This window comes from Pseudomonas sp. 32A, assembly GCF_052682255.1.
Genome location: NZ_JBQYLY010000001.1, coordinates 160,223 through 177,180, shown reverse-complemented (window position 1 = coordinate 177,180; position 16,958 = coordinate 160,223). Strand labels below are relative to the sequence as shown.

At 60.1% G+C, this 16,958-nt stretch carries 11 protein-coding genes; 3 read left to right on the top strand and 8 right to left on the bottom strand.

The features are described from left to right. Positions 1-85: 85 nt before the first annotated feature. The 6 genes from ACUN0G_RS00805 to ACUN0G_RS00780 form a co-directional block, all read right to left on the bottom strand. A complete protein-coding gene (locus ACUN0G_RS00805) occupies positions 86-655 on the bottom strand; it encodes a lipocalin family protein (protein ID WP_017478186.1) in 570 nt (189 codons plus the stop codon). 32 nt (positions 656-687) lie between these two features. Beyond that, on the bottom strand, positions 688-942 hold the full coding sequence (locus ACUN0G_RS00800; RefSeq protein WP_003217986.1) for a hypothetical protein: 255 nt from the start codon (positions 940-942) through the stop codon (positions 688-690). Positions 943-1,199: 257 nt separating this feature from the next. Then, on the bottom strand, positions 1,200-2,210 hold the full coding sequence (locus ACUN0G_RS00795; protein WP_003217989.1) for a class 1 fructose-bisphosphatase: 1,011 nt from the start codon (positions 2,208-2,210) through the stop codon (positions 1,200-1,202). A 107-nt stretch (positions 2,211-2,317) separates the two neighbouring features. Then, positions 2,318-3,673 carry a DUF3999 domain-containing protein gene (locus ACUN0G_RS00790; protein ID WP_445572499.1) on the bottom strand — a complete coding sequence of 452 codons (1,356 nt, stop codon included), beginning with the start codon at positions 3,671-3,673 and terminating at the stop codon, positions 2,318-2,320. Beyond that, positions 3,673-7,209, bottom strand: a complete 3,537-nt coding sequence (locus tag ACUN0G_RS00785) for a DUF2339 domain-containing protein (RefSeq protein ID WP_445572498.1) — start codon at positions 7,207-7,209, stop codon at positions 3,673-3,675. The genes ACUN0G_RS00790 and ACUN0G_RS00785 overlap by 1 nt, the downstream gene beginning before the upstream one ends. Before the next feature lie 185 nt (positions 7,210-7,394). Continuing rightward, positions 7,395-9,845, bottom strand: coding sequence for a glycogen/starch/alpha-glucan phosphorylase (locus tag ACUN0G_RS00780; protein WP_258343266.1), 2,451 nt, complete (start codon positions 9,843-9,845; stop codon positions 7,395-7,397). 235 nt (positions 9,846-10,080) lie between these two features. On the opposite strand from ACUN0G_RS00780, the gene ACUN0G_RS00775 reads away from it, so the two are divergent. After that, entirely contained in the window at positions 10,081-10,515 is a 435-nt protein-coding gene (locus tag ACUN0G_RS00775) for a YkgJ family cysteine cluster protein (RefSeq protein ID WP_258343265.1), read from the top strand. A 189-nt stretch (positions 10,516-10,704) separates the two neighbouring features. On the opposite strand, the gene typA is transcribed toward ACUN0G_RS00775, so the two are convergent. Next, positions 10,705-12,525, bottom strand: coding sequence for a translational GTPase TypA (typA, locus tag ACUN0G_RS00770; protein WP_063033502.1), 1,821 nt, complete (start codon positions 12,523-12,525; stop codon positions 10,705-10,707). Between the two features lie 139 nt (positions 12,526-12,664). Further along, positions 12,665-14,119 (bottom strand): tRNA uracil 4-sulfurtransferase ThiI, encoded by a 1,455-nt coding sequence (gene thiI / locus ACUN0G_RS00765; protein WP_063033503.1) that lies wholly within the window; start codon positions 14,117-14,119, stop codon positions 12,665-12,667. Positions 14,120-14,452: 333 nt separating this feature from the next. Between thiI and glnA the strand changes: the two genes are divergently transcribed. Both glnA and ACUN0G_RS00755 read left to right on the top strand, forming a co-directional pair. Further along, entirely contained in the window at positions 14,453-15,859 is a 1,407-nt protein-coding gene (gene glnA, locus ACUN0G_RS00760; protein WP_003217999.1) for a glutamate--ammonia ligase, read from the top strand. Positions 15,860-16,049: 190 nt separating this feature from the next. Beyond that, complete coding sequence (locus ACUN0G_RS00755) at positions 16,050-16,586, top strand: chorismate mutase (RefSeq protein ID WP_445572497.1); 537 nt, start codon at positions 16,050-16,052, stop codon at positions 16,584-16,586. The last annotated feature ends 372 nt before the right edge of the window (positions 16,587-16,958 follow it).

Genomic DNA, 16,958 nt, shown 5'->3' with positions numbered 1-16,958 from the left:
TGGCTTGCCTGCGATAGCGATGGTGAATCCAACACCGCTATCGCAGGCAAGCCAGCTCCCACATTGGAACGATGGCGTTCTTCCGTTACTGCGAAGTCTTCGCCATTTGCTTGTCCGACGTACGCCAGATCAAGCGCGTGGTGTCATACCCCTGTTGCCGCGCCCTGCTCAGCAGGTCTTCGCGGGTGTCGGCGCTGACTGTCGGCGTGCGCGACAATAACCACATGTAGCGCCGGCTAGGGCTGCCGACAATGGCGGTCTTGTAGTCATCGCTGACGTACAGCACCCAGTAATCGCCCTTGGCCACGCCCGGCAACAGCGAGGTGAACCAGTTATTGAATTCCACCCACAGTTTGTCGGTCCTGCCGGCGACCTGCGGCGTGGCCGTGCCCTTGGCTTCTTGCCATTTCCACTCAGGCGTCAGGCAGCGGTTGAATACCGACATATTGCCGTCGGGCAGCAGCGTGTAGCGGGCTTCGGACTGTGCGCAATTGCGCTGGAAGTACATCGGCAAACGGGCCAACTCATACCAGGTGCCCTGGTAACGCTTGAGGTTGACGCTGCCGACAGTCTTGGGTTGCAGATCATCGCCAGAATGGCTGGCGCAGCCCGCCAAAAACAGGCTGGCGCAGAGGTATAGAACGAAACGCATCATGTTGTTTTTCTCCCGCAGGCTTTCGCCCCGGTTTACTTCAGGCCTTGCCCGGAAAAAATCAGTACTTTGTCACCGGCGTATTGCACGCTGATAAAGCTGTTTTTATCGCCCCAGGTGCAACTGGACATACCCAGCGCGCCAGAGCAATCAGTCGGCTTACCCAGCAACGACTCCACTTCGGCCTTGGGCATGCCGGCCGACAGTTTTGCGTAATTTTCTTGGGTGACCTTGCTGCAAGCGGCCAGAAGCACGCAAAACGACAACAGGGCGAGACGGCGTAACGACATGGAATAACTCCTGGAGAGACGAAGCAGCTTGGGGGTCTGCCAGAAGCTTAGAAGGGAAAAGGGGTGTCTGGTTCCCGACGAGCGAAAACAAAAAAGCCCCGAAAACGCTGAAACGTTTCGGGGCTCAGTCAAGCGAATCAAATCACTGTAGGAGCGAGCTTGCTCGCGAAAAATGTTCAGGCGACGCGGGCAACCAGGCAGCCCGTGTCATCGTTAACGCTCTTCGCGAGCATGCTCGCTCCTACAGGTCACCAGGCTTATGCCTTGTGGTAACCGGTCACACGCTCAACTTCTTCCTTCGAACCCAGGAACACCGCCACACGCTGGTGCAGGCCTTCCGGCTGGATGTCGAGGATGCGCTGGTGGCCGTCGGTGGACGCACCGCCCGCCTGTTCAACCAGGAACGACATCGGGTTGGCTTCGTACATCAGGCGCAGCTTGCCCGGCTTGGAAGGCTCGCGGCTGTCACGTGGGTACATGAACAGGCCACCACGGGTCAGGATGCGGTGCACGTCGGCAACCATCGCAGCCACCCAGCGCATGTTGAAGTTCTTCTTCAACGGGCCTTCCTCGCCGGCCATCAACTCACCCACATAGCGGGTAACCGGCTCTTCCCAGTGGCGCTGGTTGGACATGTTGATTGCAAATTCCTGGGTGGACGCAGGAATGGTGATGTCTTCGTGGGTGAGCACGAAGCTGCCCATTTCACGGTCCAGGGTGAAGCCTTTGACGCCGTCCCCCAGGGTCAGTACCAGCATGGTCTGCGGGCCGTAGATCGCGTAACCGGCAGCGACCTGCTCGGTGCCTGGCTGCAGGAAGGCCTTTTCGTTCAGGGCTTCGTTCTGGCTCAGGTATTCGTTCGGGCAACGCAGTACCGAGAAGATGGTGCCGACCGGCGCGTTGATGTCGATGTTCGACGAACCGTCCAATGGGTCGAATACCAGCAGATACGCGCCTTTCGGGTATTTGCCCGGGATCTGGTAGGCGTTGTCCATTTCTTCGGACGCCATGCCGGCCAGGTGACCGCCCCATTCGTTGGCTTCGAGCAGGATTTCGTTGGAAATCACGTCGAGCTTCTTCTGCACTTCGCCTTGTACGTTTTCAGTGCCCATGCTGCCCAGGACACCACCCAGCGCGCCTTTGGAGACGGCGTGGCTGATTTCCTTGCAAGCACGCGCCACCACTTCGATAAGGAAGCGCAGATCGGCAGGCGTGTTGTTGCTGCGGGTCTGCTCGATCAAATAGCGACTCAGGGTAACGCGGGACATGGAAGGCTCCGGAAATTGGGGGCTAAAAACCCGCGCAGTTTAACGCGAGTCGGGGCGTATTTCCTCCTATCAGAGGATTTAAACCCAATAGAGTTCATGGACTTTATTTAACGTGCCACCGGCGGCTTGCGCAGCAAACTGTAGGCCATGGCTCCAAGTGCCGCCACACCGAGCAGCAGCACGGCCCAAAGACCGAGCTTTTTCCAGTTCGGCCCGGCATCGACAGGGGTCGCAACCGCAGGCGAAGTCACCACCGCCTCGCCCGCCACTTTGGCCTGCCCAAGCGCGGCGAGGCGTTCGACGCTGTAATCCGGGATCAACGTCGACAGCGGCAAGTTCGCGCCCTTCACCGACGAATTACCCAACGCCAACGTGAACGGTGGCTCGCCCCGCGCCAGGAACACCAACTGCGTGGCCCGCACCGCAAAGCTCAAGGTCGGCGCCTCAACACCCAGGCCACCGCCGCGCTCGTCCACCTCGAGCTTGAGCTGGGCAACAGCCTGGCCTGACAGCTGTAATTCATTCTGTAAAACGTCCTGGCCATTTTGCGTCAGCCGGTAGAGCAAGCCGCTGCTCAAGGGCTGCCAGGCCTGGTTGCTCTCTCGGCGGCCCGACAGAGTGACCGGTGCGAGGCTGTTGGGTTGACTCAGGTCGATACGCAGACGTTCGACGTTCAGTGCGCTGGGCAACTGCCAGCTGTATTCCCCGGCCTTGAGACGGCTGCCCGCCAACGGCTGCGACCACACCAGCGGCAACGGCAGGCTATGGGCGCTGACACTCTCCAACTGCGCCGACGTCAGTGTCGGTGCGGCCTGGCCTTTCCAGAGCAGGCGCAGGTACCGCGCCGACTGCCCCGGCAAACTCACTTCGTGCTGCTCGACCCGCTCATCGGCAAACGACAGTCGCGCCACCTGCCCTTCGCCCCAGGCACGCCAGTGCTGCAAATCGTCGCTGGCTTCGATGCTGAAACGCTGGAAGCCGTCGCGCTCACTGGTCCAGTCGAGAACCAGTTGCTGCAACGGCGCCTTGATCCCACTGGCGTCGAGCAGCCAGCCGCGCAGGACCTCTTCGCCCGCCTCCAATTGGCCAGGCGGCTGCACTTGCACCAACGTGCCGGTGGAAGTGGATTGCACACGCACACTGGGCACGGCTTCAGCGGAGTCGGCCGCGGCGTACAGCGGGAACCACTTCACGTTGGACAGGCTGCGGCTTTCGGTGCTTTGCGCCGACTGCCGCGCCAGCGCATAGGCCTGTGGCTCGCCAGCGGCGTTGAACACCCGCACATCGCTCAGGTCGGCCTGACGGGCGCTCAATTGCACCGCCAGCGGCAGCTCCAGGCGGTACCATGGGCCTTCACCACTGACCGTCAGCGGTACCCGCGTGGTGAAATCGGCGGGCGTTTCCTGGGCCCAGGCCGACAACGTTGTGCACAACCCCAACAGCGCCACACTCAACTTGCCCATCAAGAAGCCACTCCTTCAGTTTCAACCACCGGCTCGGGACGCTTGGGCGGCAGCGGAGCGAAATAACCCACCACCAGCAACAGCCCGCCCACACCGATAAACGATACGATCCGCGCCAGCCCGCCACGGTTGCTCAATTCGACGAAGAACAATTTGGCGACCACCACGGCAATCAACGCCGCACCGATCAACCACACCTCACGCCGGTGACGCAGATGGCCACCGATCATCAGGCTCAGGGCAATCAGGGTCCACACGATCGACAGCCCGGCCTGCACCAGCATCGACTCCAGCAACGCATCCAGATGGAACGGCACGCCGCCCCAATGATGAGCCGTACGCATCACCAGGGCGGTGAAGAAGGCGAACAATGAAACCCCGGCAACCGCCTGGGCGATCAGCTCGGCGCGCGGCCCGCGTTGCGGGGCGGCACTGCTGGACCACAGATAGACACCCAGCAGCGCGAACAACAATCCCAGATCCAGCGGGTTAAGCAGCGGCACGTACGGCAGCGGCTCGGCGGTGCCGTCGCTGAAGATATTCGCCAGCCAGAACCAGCCGAGCATCAGCACGGCCAGCGGCAGCGCGGCATACAACCGGTACTCGCGCGGGTACGCCGACACCGGCCACGGCCAACTGCGCGGCGCAGCGGCCAGCACCAGGTACAGGCTCGGCAGGATCGCCCAGCCCAGCCAGCGCCAGGCGTTGTATTCCTCGGACAGCAGCAACAGGCCGTAGCGCAGCTCCAGCGCCAGCACGCCGATCAGCAGCCAGCAACCAAGCACATGCGCGGCGCTCAGGGCTTTCTCCGGAATGACCGAAGCCAGGCTCCGCAGCGACACGAAGTGCACCGCAAACACCGCCGCCCACGCCAGCCAGGCGAAGTTCGCCGCCGGGTGATAACGCGAGCCCCACGCGCCCAGCAACACCACGCCCACCGCCGGCATCAACAGCGTGCACAACACGCCCAGCGACGCCCATTGCAGCCGCAAAGCCAGCACCGCCCAAATCGCTACACTCACGGCCGCGACTGCCAACAGCCAGGTGCCTTGCAGCGTTGATGGTGCAAAACGCAGCACTTCACTGACCAATGCCAACGTCCACCAACCCGCGCCCCATACCAACAGCACGTCGGACAGCCGCTGCAAGCTCAACGCTTCGAACACCGGTGCGTGAGGTCGACGCTGCAAGCGCCAGGCCCCGACCAGCGCTGCCAGCCCGAGCACCATTGGCGTCCAGAAGCCGCTATGACCCAAAGGACGCAAGCCTTCGCTGGTCAGCGGCCCGAGCAGGTCCGGCACCGCGATCAGGAACGACGCGCCACCGATGATTTGCAGCAACAACCCAAAGACAAAACTGACGCGCTGTTGCAGATAGAGGCTCAGCCAGATGATCAACAAGCCGCTGGCCGCCCACACGCCGCTGGCGGTCTCCCATGGCAGCACGAACAGCACCGCGAGGTTGATCAGCACCAGCCCGGCCAACAGCACCACCGACAGGCCACGCAACAACCGAACATCGCTGCGCACCATGGTGTCCCGCGCGGCCAGCAACATGCCGCCGATCAACGCCAGGCCAATCAGCGAAGCCGTGAGCAGCCCGCTCCAACCCGCACTGAACACCGCGCCGGAATCGGCGCCCGTCCGCAACCGCAGCAGGAACAGCGCCCCACCCAGCAACTGCACGGCAAACGCGGTGAAGAGGAACGTGCGCGAGCCGATCCGCAGACCGACCAGCAAGGTCGCAAGCCCCGCTATCGCCCAGCTGATAGCGGTGCCTTGGGTCGACAGCAACAGCGGCGCAAGCAGGTACAAGAAGCCCAGGCCGACGCTGGCCAACACCGGCAAGCCACGACGCTCCCACAGTGCCGCCTGCTCAGTCGGGGCTTTGCGCAACTGGAAGAAACTGAACAGCAATGCCGCGCCCAGCAACAAAGCACCGAGCGGCGCGCCATCCAACAGACTGGTCTCACCCACCCGCAATTCGCTGAGGAACGCCAGCGCCGAGCCGACTTGCAACAGCAAGCCAAACGCCCGTGCCAACGGCCGTTGCTGGCGCAGGCCGAGCCAGAAGATCCCGGCGCCTTCCACGGCCCAGGCCGCCGCCGTCCAACGTGCGTCGAGGCCCAGGGGAATCGCCAGGCTGGCGAAGATCACACCCAGCGCCAGGCAGGTTTCCGCCAGCAGCAAGGCGCGACCGCCGCTCAGCAAACGGGCCAGGCCCATGTAGATAATGCCCAGGGCCAGCGCGCTGAACGCGGCGGCAAACTCCAGGTGCTGCACCAGCGCAAACTGCAGCCCGAAACCCACCAACGGCGGACCGAACAGCATGCTGCCGTCGACATAGTCGCCCTTGGCCGCCGACCAGCGCAGCAATGCGCCACGGCTGTCATCCTCCGGTGCGTCGCGCATCTCCAGCAGCTTGCGCCGGGCGAACAACAGGCCAATGCCCAGGTACATCAGGAAAAACACAATCAGGAACGGCTCGGTGCTCCACAGCAACTCCGGCGTATAAGAGCGCATGCCCCAGGCGAAGCCGATACCGAAGGTGCCAACAAAGCCGATCAGGTTCAGCAGGCGCCAGGCCTTGAACCAGGCGATGGCGAGAATGCCCGCGTTAAGCAGGGCGAAGTAGCTGAACAGCGCCACATGATTACCGGCGCCGGTAGACGTAAGGATAGGCGCGGCAAAACCGCCGAGGGCGGCGGCGCAGGCCAGGCCGAGGGCGTCCTGGGTAATCGCCAGGATCGCCGAGAACACCGTGACAGCCACCAGCAAGCCCAAGGCCGCACCGGGATCAAGCAACGGATGCAGGCGCATCGCGGCGAACACCGTCAGGTACAACACGGCGATGCCGGTGCCTTGCAGCATCAACCCGTAATTGCTGTTGCGCAGCCGCAGCCACCACCCCAAACCCAGCAAGGCCAGTGCACAGCCGGCAACGCCCGCGTAACGCAGCTCGATCGGTACCACCATGCCTTCAGTGGCATAACGCAGCAGGAACGCCAGGCCGAGGAACAACAGCACCACGCCGACCCGCAGCACGGTGTTGCCGCCGAACAGCCAGTTGCGTGCGCCACTGATGGCGCGTTCGATCACGTTGGGGCCGCGAGGTGCCGCAGGCGTAGCAGGTTGTTCAGGGATTTTTTCGCTCGGCTCAGCCCTCCAGACGTCAGCCGGCAATGGCTGGCTGGGCTCGGCCGCCACGGTTGCGTAGGCCGGTTCCAGTTCAGCGGGTAACTCCCAGACGAGCTCGGGCGGCGCCGCTACCGGCAGCGGTTCTTCGACAAAGACAGGTTCGGGGGTTTCAACGGCACCCGGTGTTTCCAGCAAGGCCAGGCGCTGCTCGACTGCTTTAAGAGCGCTCCTGGCAGACTCCAGCTGACGGCCTTGCTCCTCCGTACGCGAGGCGAGCATCGACAGGCGAATCGCCTGGCCAATGCCCAACCCGAGCAGCGCTCCGATGCCCGCATCACTGAACGACTCATCGAGCGTCCAGCCGAGCACCAGGCCAATCAGCATGAAAATCCATTGCATGGTCGATATCCCTAAGCAGCCCGAAGCGGGCAAAGGCGATGCTCAGTATATCGACACGGACCCCATGTGGGAGCGGGCTTGCTCGCGAAGGCGGTGGATCAGTCACAAATTTGTCGACTGGTCCACCGCCTTCGCGAGCAAGTCGAATCGTCGCACCGCCGCTCCCACATTTTTTATTGCGGTGTCTAATCCAACGCTTTCCAGATCTCCGTCGCATATTCCCGGATGGTCCGGTCCGACGAGAACCAGCCCATGCGCGCGGTGTTGAGCACCGCCGAGCGCCACCATTCCTTGGAATCGTGCCAATGGGCCTCGACCCGCGCCTGGGCTTCCCAGTAGGAATCGAAGTCGGCACAGACCAGGAAGCGGTCGTAGTCGATCAGCGAATCCACCAACCCGGCATAACGGCCCGGATCATCCGGCGAGAACACCCCGCCGCGAATCGCTTGCAGCACGTCGTTCAAGCGATGAGACGCGGCCACGTCTGGCCCGGCATTGAACTCACCGGCATGTTTGCGCGCCTCCACCTGCTCGGCACTGAGGCCGAAGATAAACATGTGATCCGCGCCGACACGTTCGTGCATCTCGACGTTGGCGCCGTCCATGGTGCCGATGGTCAGCGCACCGTTGAGGCCGAACTTCATGTTGCTGGTGCCCGACGCCTCAAAGCCGGCAGTGGAAATCTGCTCCGACAGGTCAGCCGCCGGAATGATGCTTTCCGCCAGGCTGACGTTGTAGTTGGGCAGGAACACTACCTTGAGCAACCCACGCACGGTGGGGTCGTTGTTGACGGTACGAGCGATGTCGTTGGTCAGCTTGATGATCAGCTTGGCCTGGTGATAGCTGGCCGCTGCCTTGCCGGCGAAGATCTTCACCCGCGGCACCCAATCGGTGCCCGGCTCGGCACGGATCGCCTGATACAGCGCGACGGTGTGCAGCAGGTTCAACAGCTGGCGCTTGTACTCGTGGATCCGCTTGACCTGCACGTCGAACATCGCCGCCGGGTTGACCGAAACCCCCAGGCGTTCGTGGATGATGTCGGCCAGCGCCCTTTTGCTATGCAGACGCTGCTCGGCGAAGGCTTTGCGGAACGCTTGCTTCTCGGCGAAGGTTTCCAGCTCAACCAGACGGGTTTCGGTGTTGTCGAGAATGTCCGGGCCCAGCGCTTCCACCAGCATCGCAGTGAGTTTTGGGTTCGCCTGGAACAACCAGCGGCGGAACGTGATGCCGTTGGTTTTGTTATTGATGCGGTCCGGGTAGAGCTTGTGCAGTTCGGAGAACACCGTGCTGCGCATCAGTTGGGTGTGCAGGCCCGACACGCCGTTGACGCTGTGGGAGCCGAGGAACGCCAGGTTGCCCATGCGTACGCGGCGGCCGTTGTCTTCTTCGATCAAAGACACTGCGCGCAGTACGTCGAAGTCGTGAATGCCTTTGGCTCGCAGCGAGTCGATGTGCTGGGCGTTGATCAGGTAGATGATCTGCATGTGCCGCGGCAGCATGCGTTCCATCAAGCCGACCGGCCAGGTCTCCAGCGCCTCAGGGAGCAACGTGTGGTTGGTGTAAGACAAGGTTTCGACGGTCACGTCCCAGGCGGCATCCCACGGGATGTCGTGCAGGTCCACCAACTGGCGCATCAACTCGGCCACCGCAATCGACGGGTGCGTGTCGTTGAGCTGGATGGCCGCGTGTTCGCCCAGGCTCAGCACCGAGCCGTGCATGTTTTTGTGGCGACGCAGCAAGTCCTGCAACGAGGCGGAAACGAAGAAGTATTCCTGGCGCAGGCGCAGTTCCTGCCCTGCTTCGGTGCTGTCGGCTGGGTAAAGCACTCGGGAGATGCTTTCGGCCCGGGCCACTTCGGCGACGGCGCCCAAGTGGTCACCGGCGTTGAAGCGTTCCAGGTGCAGGTCTTCCACCGCACGGGCACGCCACAGGCGCAAGGTGTTGACGCTTGCGCCGCGCCAGCCGACCACCGGGGTGTCATACGCTACCGCGCGTACGGTTTCATTCGGCGACCACACCTGAATCGACTTGCCGGACGCGTCCAGCACGGTTTCCACACCACCGCCAAACCCGATCGGGTAGATCACTTCGGCGCGCTCGAACTCCCAAGGGTTGCCGAAATCCAGCCAACGTTCGGTTTGTTCCTGCTGCCAGCCATCGACAATCGCCTGGCGGAACAAGCCGTGCTCATAACGAATGCCATAGCCGTGGCCGGCAATGCCCAGGGTCGACATGCTTTCCATAAAGCACGCCGCCAGGCGACCAAGGCCACCGTTGCCCAGGGCCGCGTCGGGCTCCAGCAGGCGAATACGCTCCATGTCCACGCCCAGCTCGCTCATGGCCTCACGGGCCACGTCCAGCAAGCCGAGGTTGCTCAGGCTGTCGTAGAGCAGACGGCCGATCAGGAATTCCAGCGAGAGGTAATAGACCCGCTTCTGTCCCTTGCGGTAGATGTGTCGCGTGTGGTCCATCCAGTGGTCGACCATATGGTCGCGGGCAGCCAGCGCGATGGCTTCGAACCAGTCGTGGTCGAAGGCGTGATCGGGGTCCTTGCCCACCGCGTAGGTAAGTTTGGTCAAGACGGCATCGCGAAATGCGGCTACCTCTGCTTCTCGTACAAGCGGTTCCTGAGACATCGATGCGACCTCGGGCGAGATAGAAGGAGTTGCTAGAGCCTAGACGGTCTGACAGACGGTAGACGCTCTGGTTCGGCAGTTTTTTAACTCATTCACCTTTGCATGATTTAGATGCAGGGGCCGTGCCCGTTTGTGGCCCGTCACAGCCTTCGAGCTGAAACCTGGAAGATATTGTTCAAAAAACCACCAGTTCCGGTATGATCCCGCGCCGGATAACACCCCTCTTGGAAACCTGATGAAGCCTCAACTGATCGCCGCCGCGGAACTCGACCGTCTCGAGACCTGGCAGAAATACTCAAGCCATATGTGTGGCGGCTGTGTGTCGAGCTGCTGCACCCTGCCGGTTGAGGTGAAGATCAAGGACCTGATCCGCATCGGCATCGTCGATGAATTCGAGCGTGGCGACCCGCCGAAGAACATCGCCAAGCGCCTGCAGAAGGAAGGTATCGTCGAGCGCTTCAATGCCAAATCCGAGATCTTCACCCTGCAGCGCATGAGCAACAACGATTGCCTGTACCTGGATCGTAAGAGCCGCTTCTGCACTATTTATGACAAGCGCCCGGATACGTGCCGCAATCACCCGAAAATCGGACCACGGCCGGGGTATTGCGCGTACAAGCCGAAGGAAGTGGTGCGCGAGACCAAGTTGCGTACGCTCGAAAAGTTCTGATCCGAATTCTTTATTGCTTGAACGACCGCTTTCGCGAGCAAGCCCGCTCCCACATTTGAAATGCATTCCAACTGTGGGAGCGGGCTTGCTCGCGAAGAGGCCGGCACGGTCACCACACAATCCCCAGACAAACAAAAACGCCCCCGACCTTGCGGTCGGGGGCGTTTTTTTTGCAGCTAACTAAGAGACTTAGTTACCAGCTTTTTTCGCAGCGCGGGTACGCTCGCTTTCGCCCAGGATCTTCTTACGAAGACGGATGGACTTAGGAGTGACTTCGCACAATTCGTCTTCTTGAACGAATTCCAGAGCCTGCTCCAGGGTGAAGCGGATAGGCGGAACCAGAGCGATGGTTTCGTCTTTACCCGAGGCACGCATGTTGTCGAGCTTCTTGCCTTTGGTTGGGTTAACGCCCAGGTCGTTGTCGCGGCTGTTGATGCCGACGATTTGACCTTCGTACACGTCTTCACCGTGACCCAGGAACAGTTTGCCGCGAGCTTGCAGGGTTTCCAGCGAGTAAGTCAGAGCCTTACCGGTAGCAACGGAAACCAGCACGCCGTTCTGACGGCCGGACATGTCGCCGGACTTCATCACGTCGTAACGGTCGAAGATCGAGGTCAGGATGCCTGCACCGGAGGTCAGGGTCAGGAACTCGTTACGGAAACCGATCAAGCCACGAGCCGGGATGTTGTACTCAAGGCGCACACGGCCCTTGCCATCCGGAACCATGTTGGTCAGGTCGCCTTTACGGATACCGATCTGTTCCATGATCGAACCTTGGGATTCTTCCGGCAGGTCGATGGTCACGTTTTCGTACGGTTCGTGCTTCACGCCGTCAACCATACGGATGATCACTTCCGGACGACCAACACCCATTTCGAAGCCTTCGCGACGCATGGTTTCGATCAGTACCGAGAGGTGCAGCTCACCACGGCCGGAGACTTTGAACTTGTCAGCCGAGTCGCCTTCTTCAACGCGCAGAGCAACGTTGTACAGCAGCTCTTTGTCCAGACGCTCCTTGATGTTCCGGGAAGTCACGAACTTGCCTTCTTTACCGCAGAAAGGCGAGTCGTTTACCTGGAAGGTCATGGAAACGGTTGGTTCGTCAACGGTCAGCGGCTTCATCGCTTCGACGTTCAGTGGGTCGCACAGAGTGTCGGAGATGAACAGCTGGTCGAAGCCGCTGATGCAGACGATGTCGCCGGCAGCTGCTTCTTCAACGTCGATGCGGTGCAGGCCGTGGTGACCCATCAGCTTCAGGATACGACCGTTGCGCTTCTTGCCGTCGGCGTCGATAGCGACAACCGGAGTGTTCGGCTTGATGCGACCACGAGCGATACGGCCAACGCCGATAACACCCAGGAAGCTGTTGTAGTCCAGTGCGGAGATTTGCATCTGGAACGGACCATCGCGGTCGACTTTCGGCGCAGGTACGTTGTCGACGATCGACTGGTACAGCGGGGTCATGTCTTCAGCCATGTCGGTGTGTTCCAGACCGGCAATGCCGTTCAGGGCCGAGGCGTAGACGACTTTGAAGTCCAGCTGTTCTTCGGTAGCACCCAGGTTGTCGAACAGGTCGAAGATCTGGTCCAGAACCCAGTCCGGACGTGCGCCTGGACGGTCAACCTTGTTGATGACCACGATTGGACGCAGGCCGGCTTCGAAAGCCTTCTTGGTCACGAAACGGGTTTGCGGCATAGGGCCGTCTTGAGCGTCAACCAGCAGCAGAACGGAGTCAACCATCGACATTACGCGTTCAACTTCGCCGCCGAAGTCGGCGTGGCCCGGGGTGTCCACGATGTTGATGTGGTAGCCGTTCCAGTTGATGGCGGTGTTTTTCGCCAGAATGGTAATACCGCGCTCTTTCTCCTGGTCGTTGGAGTCCATCACGCGCTCGTCGTTGAGCTCGTTGCGCTCCAGGGTGCCGGATTGACGCAAGAGTTTGTCTACCAGGGTGGTCTTACCATGGTCAACGTGAGCAATGATGGCGATGTTGCGTAGATTTTCGATCACTTGTGTATCTCGATCAGAGGATTCGGTGTGCTGACAGGTCGTGGCAGCGATTAACAGTAGAGTCAGGCCTTGCCGTTACAGCTTGACGGCAGAGTCGGGGGGCCGGTGACGCAGGCCACAGGCAAACAGCCCCGGGCTCTTAGCTCGGTCGATAAACGCGCACATTGGCATGCCCCTCACTGAGCAAATGGTGGGCATGCAGGCGACTCATCACGCCTTTGTCGCAATACAACAGGTACTGACGGCTGTCATCCAGTTCCTTGAAACGCGCATTCAGTGCATAGAACGGCAGCGTTTGTACGTCGATGCCAGCAATTTCCAGCGGCTCGTCTTCAGCGGCATCCGGGTGACGGATGTCGATGATGATCTGACCGGCCAGAGCCTCGCTGACTTCTTCGATCTGCAAATCCTGGCCCAATTCGTCGATAACCCGATCGATCGGCACCAGTTTGGCGTTCTCAAGCGCACGCTCAAGAACGGCCATGTCGAACTGTTGTTCTTCGTACTCCACGCGGTTGCGTTTGGCGTGGGTCTTGGGGTTCACCGAGATGACCCCGCAATATTCCGGCATGTGCTTGGCGAAATCCGCCGTGCCGATCTGGGTCGCCAGGTCGATGATGTCTTGCTTGTGACTGGCGATCAGCGGGCGCAATACCAGCTTCTCGGTCACAGAGTCGATCAACGACAGGTTCGGCAGGGTCTGGCTGGACACCTGGGAAATCGCTTCACCGGTGACCAGTGCGTCGATTTCCAGCCGATCCGCGATTCGGGACGCAGCGCGCAACATCATACGCTTCAATACTACGCCCATATGACTGTTATCGACTTTCCCGAGAATTTCTCCCAGGACTTCCTCGAACGGAACGCTGACAAACAGCACCCGTTGCGAGCTGCCGTACTTCTTCCAGATGTAATGCGCGACTTCCATCACGCCCAATTCGTGTGCACGCCCGCCCAGGTTAAAGAAGCAGAAGTGGCTCATCAGCCCGCGGCGCATGATCTGGTAGGCCGCCACGGTGGAATCGAAACCGCCGGACATCAAGACCAGGGTCTGTTCCAGGGCGCCCAGCGGGTAGCCGCCGATGCTGTCGTGCTGGCTGTGGATCACGAACAACCGTTGGTCGCGAATTTCCATCCGCACTTCAATTTGCGGCGCTTTCAGGGAAATTCCGGCGGCGCCGCACTCGCGACGCAGCTTGCTGCCCACGTATTTCTCGACATCCATGGAGCTGAACGGGTGCTTGCCGGCGCGTTTGCAACGCACCGAAAAAACCTTGCCCGCCAGCACATCGCCGTAGTGCTGTTTGCACTTTTCGGTGATGTCGTCGAAGTCACCCAGCGGGTACTCGTCGACCTGCAGGAAATGCGCGATGCCCGGCACGCAGCTCAGGCGCTCGGTCATGTCCTTCAAGGCCTTGGGGTCTGTGAGGCGGGTTTCCAGCTCGAGATTGTCCCACACACCGTTCACCACCACAGCCGGGTCCAGATCGCGGAGCACGGCACGGATGTTCTTGGCCAATTGACGGATGAAACGCATCCGTACCGGTCGGCTCTTGATGGTGATCTCGGGGAAGACTTTAACGATTAATTTCATGAAAACAGCGCGCGCAGGCCCAGCCGAAAAAGGGGGGCGCGGATTATAGCGGAAATCGCTCAAGGTTTAACCAGTTAATATGCACCGAACCTTTCGCGCACCAAAACGGGTCATAAACGAAAATTCGCGCTACATTGCGGTGCGCATTTTCTTCCGCTTCAGCGGATTGCACCTTTATAGGGGCGTTTTTGTGGCAAAAAACCCATGTCGGGGCACTGGCATGCAATTTGCTCTCTTGTGAGGCAGGTTGCCTTGGTCGAGTATTCGCGCCGGCATCACCCACATTCTAAGGGCTACTCCACTACCCCAGCCCGAAGCCACCCGGAGGACACTATGTCGAAGTCGGTTCAACTCATCAAAGATCATGACGTCAAATGGATTGATCTGCGCTTCACGGACACCAAAGGCACTCAGCACCACGTGACCATGCCGGCTCGCGACGCGCTGGATGACGCCTTCTTCGAAGAAGGCAAAATGTTCGACGGCTCCTCCATTGCTGGCTGGAAAGGCATCGAAGCTTCCGACATGATCCTGATGCCGGACGACAGCACTGCCGTACTCGACCCGTTCACCGAAGACCCAACGCTGATCATCGTCTGCGACGTGATCGAGCCTTCGACCATGCAAGGCTACGACCGTGACCCACGTGCGATCGCCAAGCGCGCCGAGGAATACCTGAAGTCGACCGGTATCGGTGACACCGTATTCGTAGGTCCGGAACCAGAATTCTTCATCTTTGATTCGGTCAAGTTCAAGTCCGACATCTCTGGCTCCATGTTCAAAATCTTCTCCGAACAAGGTTCGTGGATGTCCGACCAGGACGTGGAAGGCGGCAACAAAGGCCACCGTCCAGGTATCAAAGGCGGCTACTTCCCGGTTCCTCCGTTCGACCACGACCACGAAATCCGTACCTCCATGTGCAACGCCATGGAAGAGATGGGCCTGGTCATCGAAGTTCACCACCACGAAGTGGCGACTGCCGGCCAGAACGAAATCGGTGTGAAGTTCAACACCCTGGTTGCCAAGGCTGACGAAGTACAGACCCTGAAGTACTGCGTACACAACGTGGCTGATGCCTACGGCCGTACCGCTACCTTCATGCCTAAGCCTCTGTACGGCGATAACGGTTCGGGTATGCACGTTCACCTGTCCATCGCCAAAGAAGGCAAGAACACCTTCGCTGGCGAAGGTTATGCCGGCCTGTCCGACACCGCCCTGTACTTCATCGGCGGTATCATCAAGCACGGTAAGGCCCTGAACGGCTTCACCAACCCGTCGACCAACTCCTACAAGCGTCTGGTCCCAGGTTTCGAAGCGCCAGTGATGCTGGCCTACTCGGCTCGCAACCGTTCCGCTTCGATCCGTATTCCTTACGTGTCCAGCCCTCGCGCTCGCCGTATCGAAGCCCGTTTCCCGGATCCGGCAGCCAACCCGTACCTGGCCTTCGCTGCGCTGGTCATGGCCGGCCTGGACGGTATCCAGAACAAGATCCACCCAGGCGACGCCGCCGACAAAAACTTGTACGACCTGCCGCCTGAAGAGGCCAAAGAGATCCCACAAGTGTGCGGCAGCCTGAAAGAAGCCCTGGAAGAGCTGGACAAGGGCCGTGCGTTCCTGACCAAAGGCGGCGTGTTCAGCGACGACTTTATCGATGCCTACATCGCCCTGAAAAGCGAAGAAGAAATCAAGGTCCGCACCTTTGTACACCCACTGGAATACGAGCTGTACTACAGCTGCTGATCCGGTAGCGCTGCTTAACGTAGCGTGATGAAAAAGGGCCTCCTTCGGGAGGTCTTTTTTTTGCCCGCAAAACCCTGTGGGAGCGGGCTTGCTCGCGAAAAATCCAAAGACACCGCATTTCTTCAATATTTACGCGTTATCGTTAACGACCTTCGCGAGCAAGCTCGCGCCTACAGAAGAGGGTTCTGCCTTGAAATTCAAACTTGGGTTCATCTTGCTGGCCATCAGCGCCAATGTATTCGCAGCACCACCCACTCTCGCCCCACTGCTCGACAGCATCGCCGAACGCCTGGCGATTGCCGACCAGGTGGCCCTGAGCAAATGGGACAGCCACAAGCCCGTCGAGGACCGTGCGCGCGAGCAGGACGTAATCGCCAGCGTCGTCGCCCAGGCGCCGAGCTACAAACTGGCACCGGCCCAGGCAGAACAGTTCTTCTCGGCCCAGATCGAAGCGAACAAATTGGTGCAGTACGCTCACCTGTCCGATTGGCAGTTGCAAGGCAAGGCACTCAATGATCCGCGCCCGGATCTGGTCGGCCAGATTCGCCCTAAACTGGACCTGCTGCAAAAACGCCTGCTGCAACAGCTGGCGGACTTCACCCCGGAGCGCATCAACCCGCAGTGTCCACAATGGCTGGCCCAAGCCAATCACGCGGCTGCACATGACCCGCTGCATCAATTGGCGATGATCCGCGCCACCGCCGAGCTGTGCCTCTATAAAATCTAAAATTGCGAACCCCATCAAAATGTGGAAGCGGGCTTGCTCGCGAAGGCGGTGTGTCAGTTGATATATGCATGACTGACACGCCGCCTTCGCGAGCAAGCCCGCTTCCACAATTTAGATCCGACCCATTCAGTCAATCAGTCGTTGCCACCAGCTTCCTGAACAGATCTTTCAAAACCGCACTATATTGGTGCAATGCGTTGCACCCTTCCCACTTACGCAACCCATTTTGGTTCGAAACTTCACGCTCAAGCTGGCAGAACGCCACAGTTTCGCGCCTTAACCTCCCATTTCAGGGCTTTAACGCTTCTTTTCGGAGCTTTGGTTTGGTTTTTGCATTTTCCTTGTATCAGCGCATGCCTCAAGGCCGCGCCT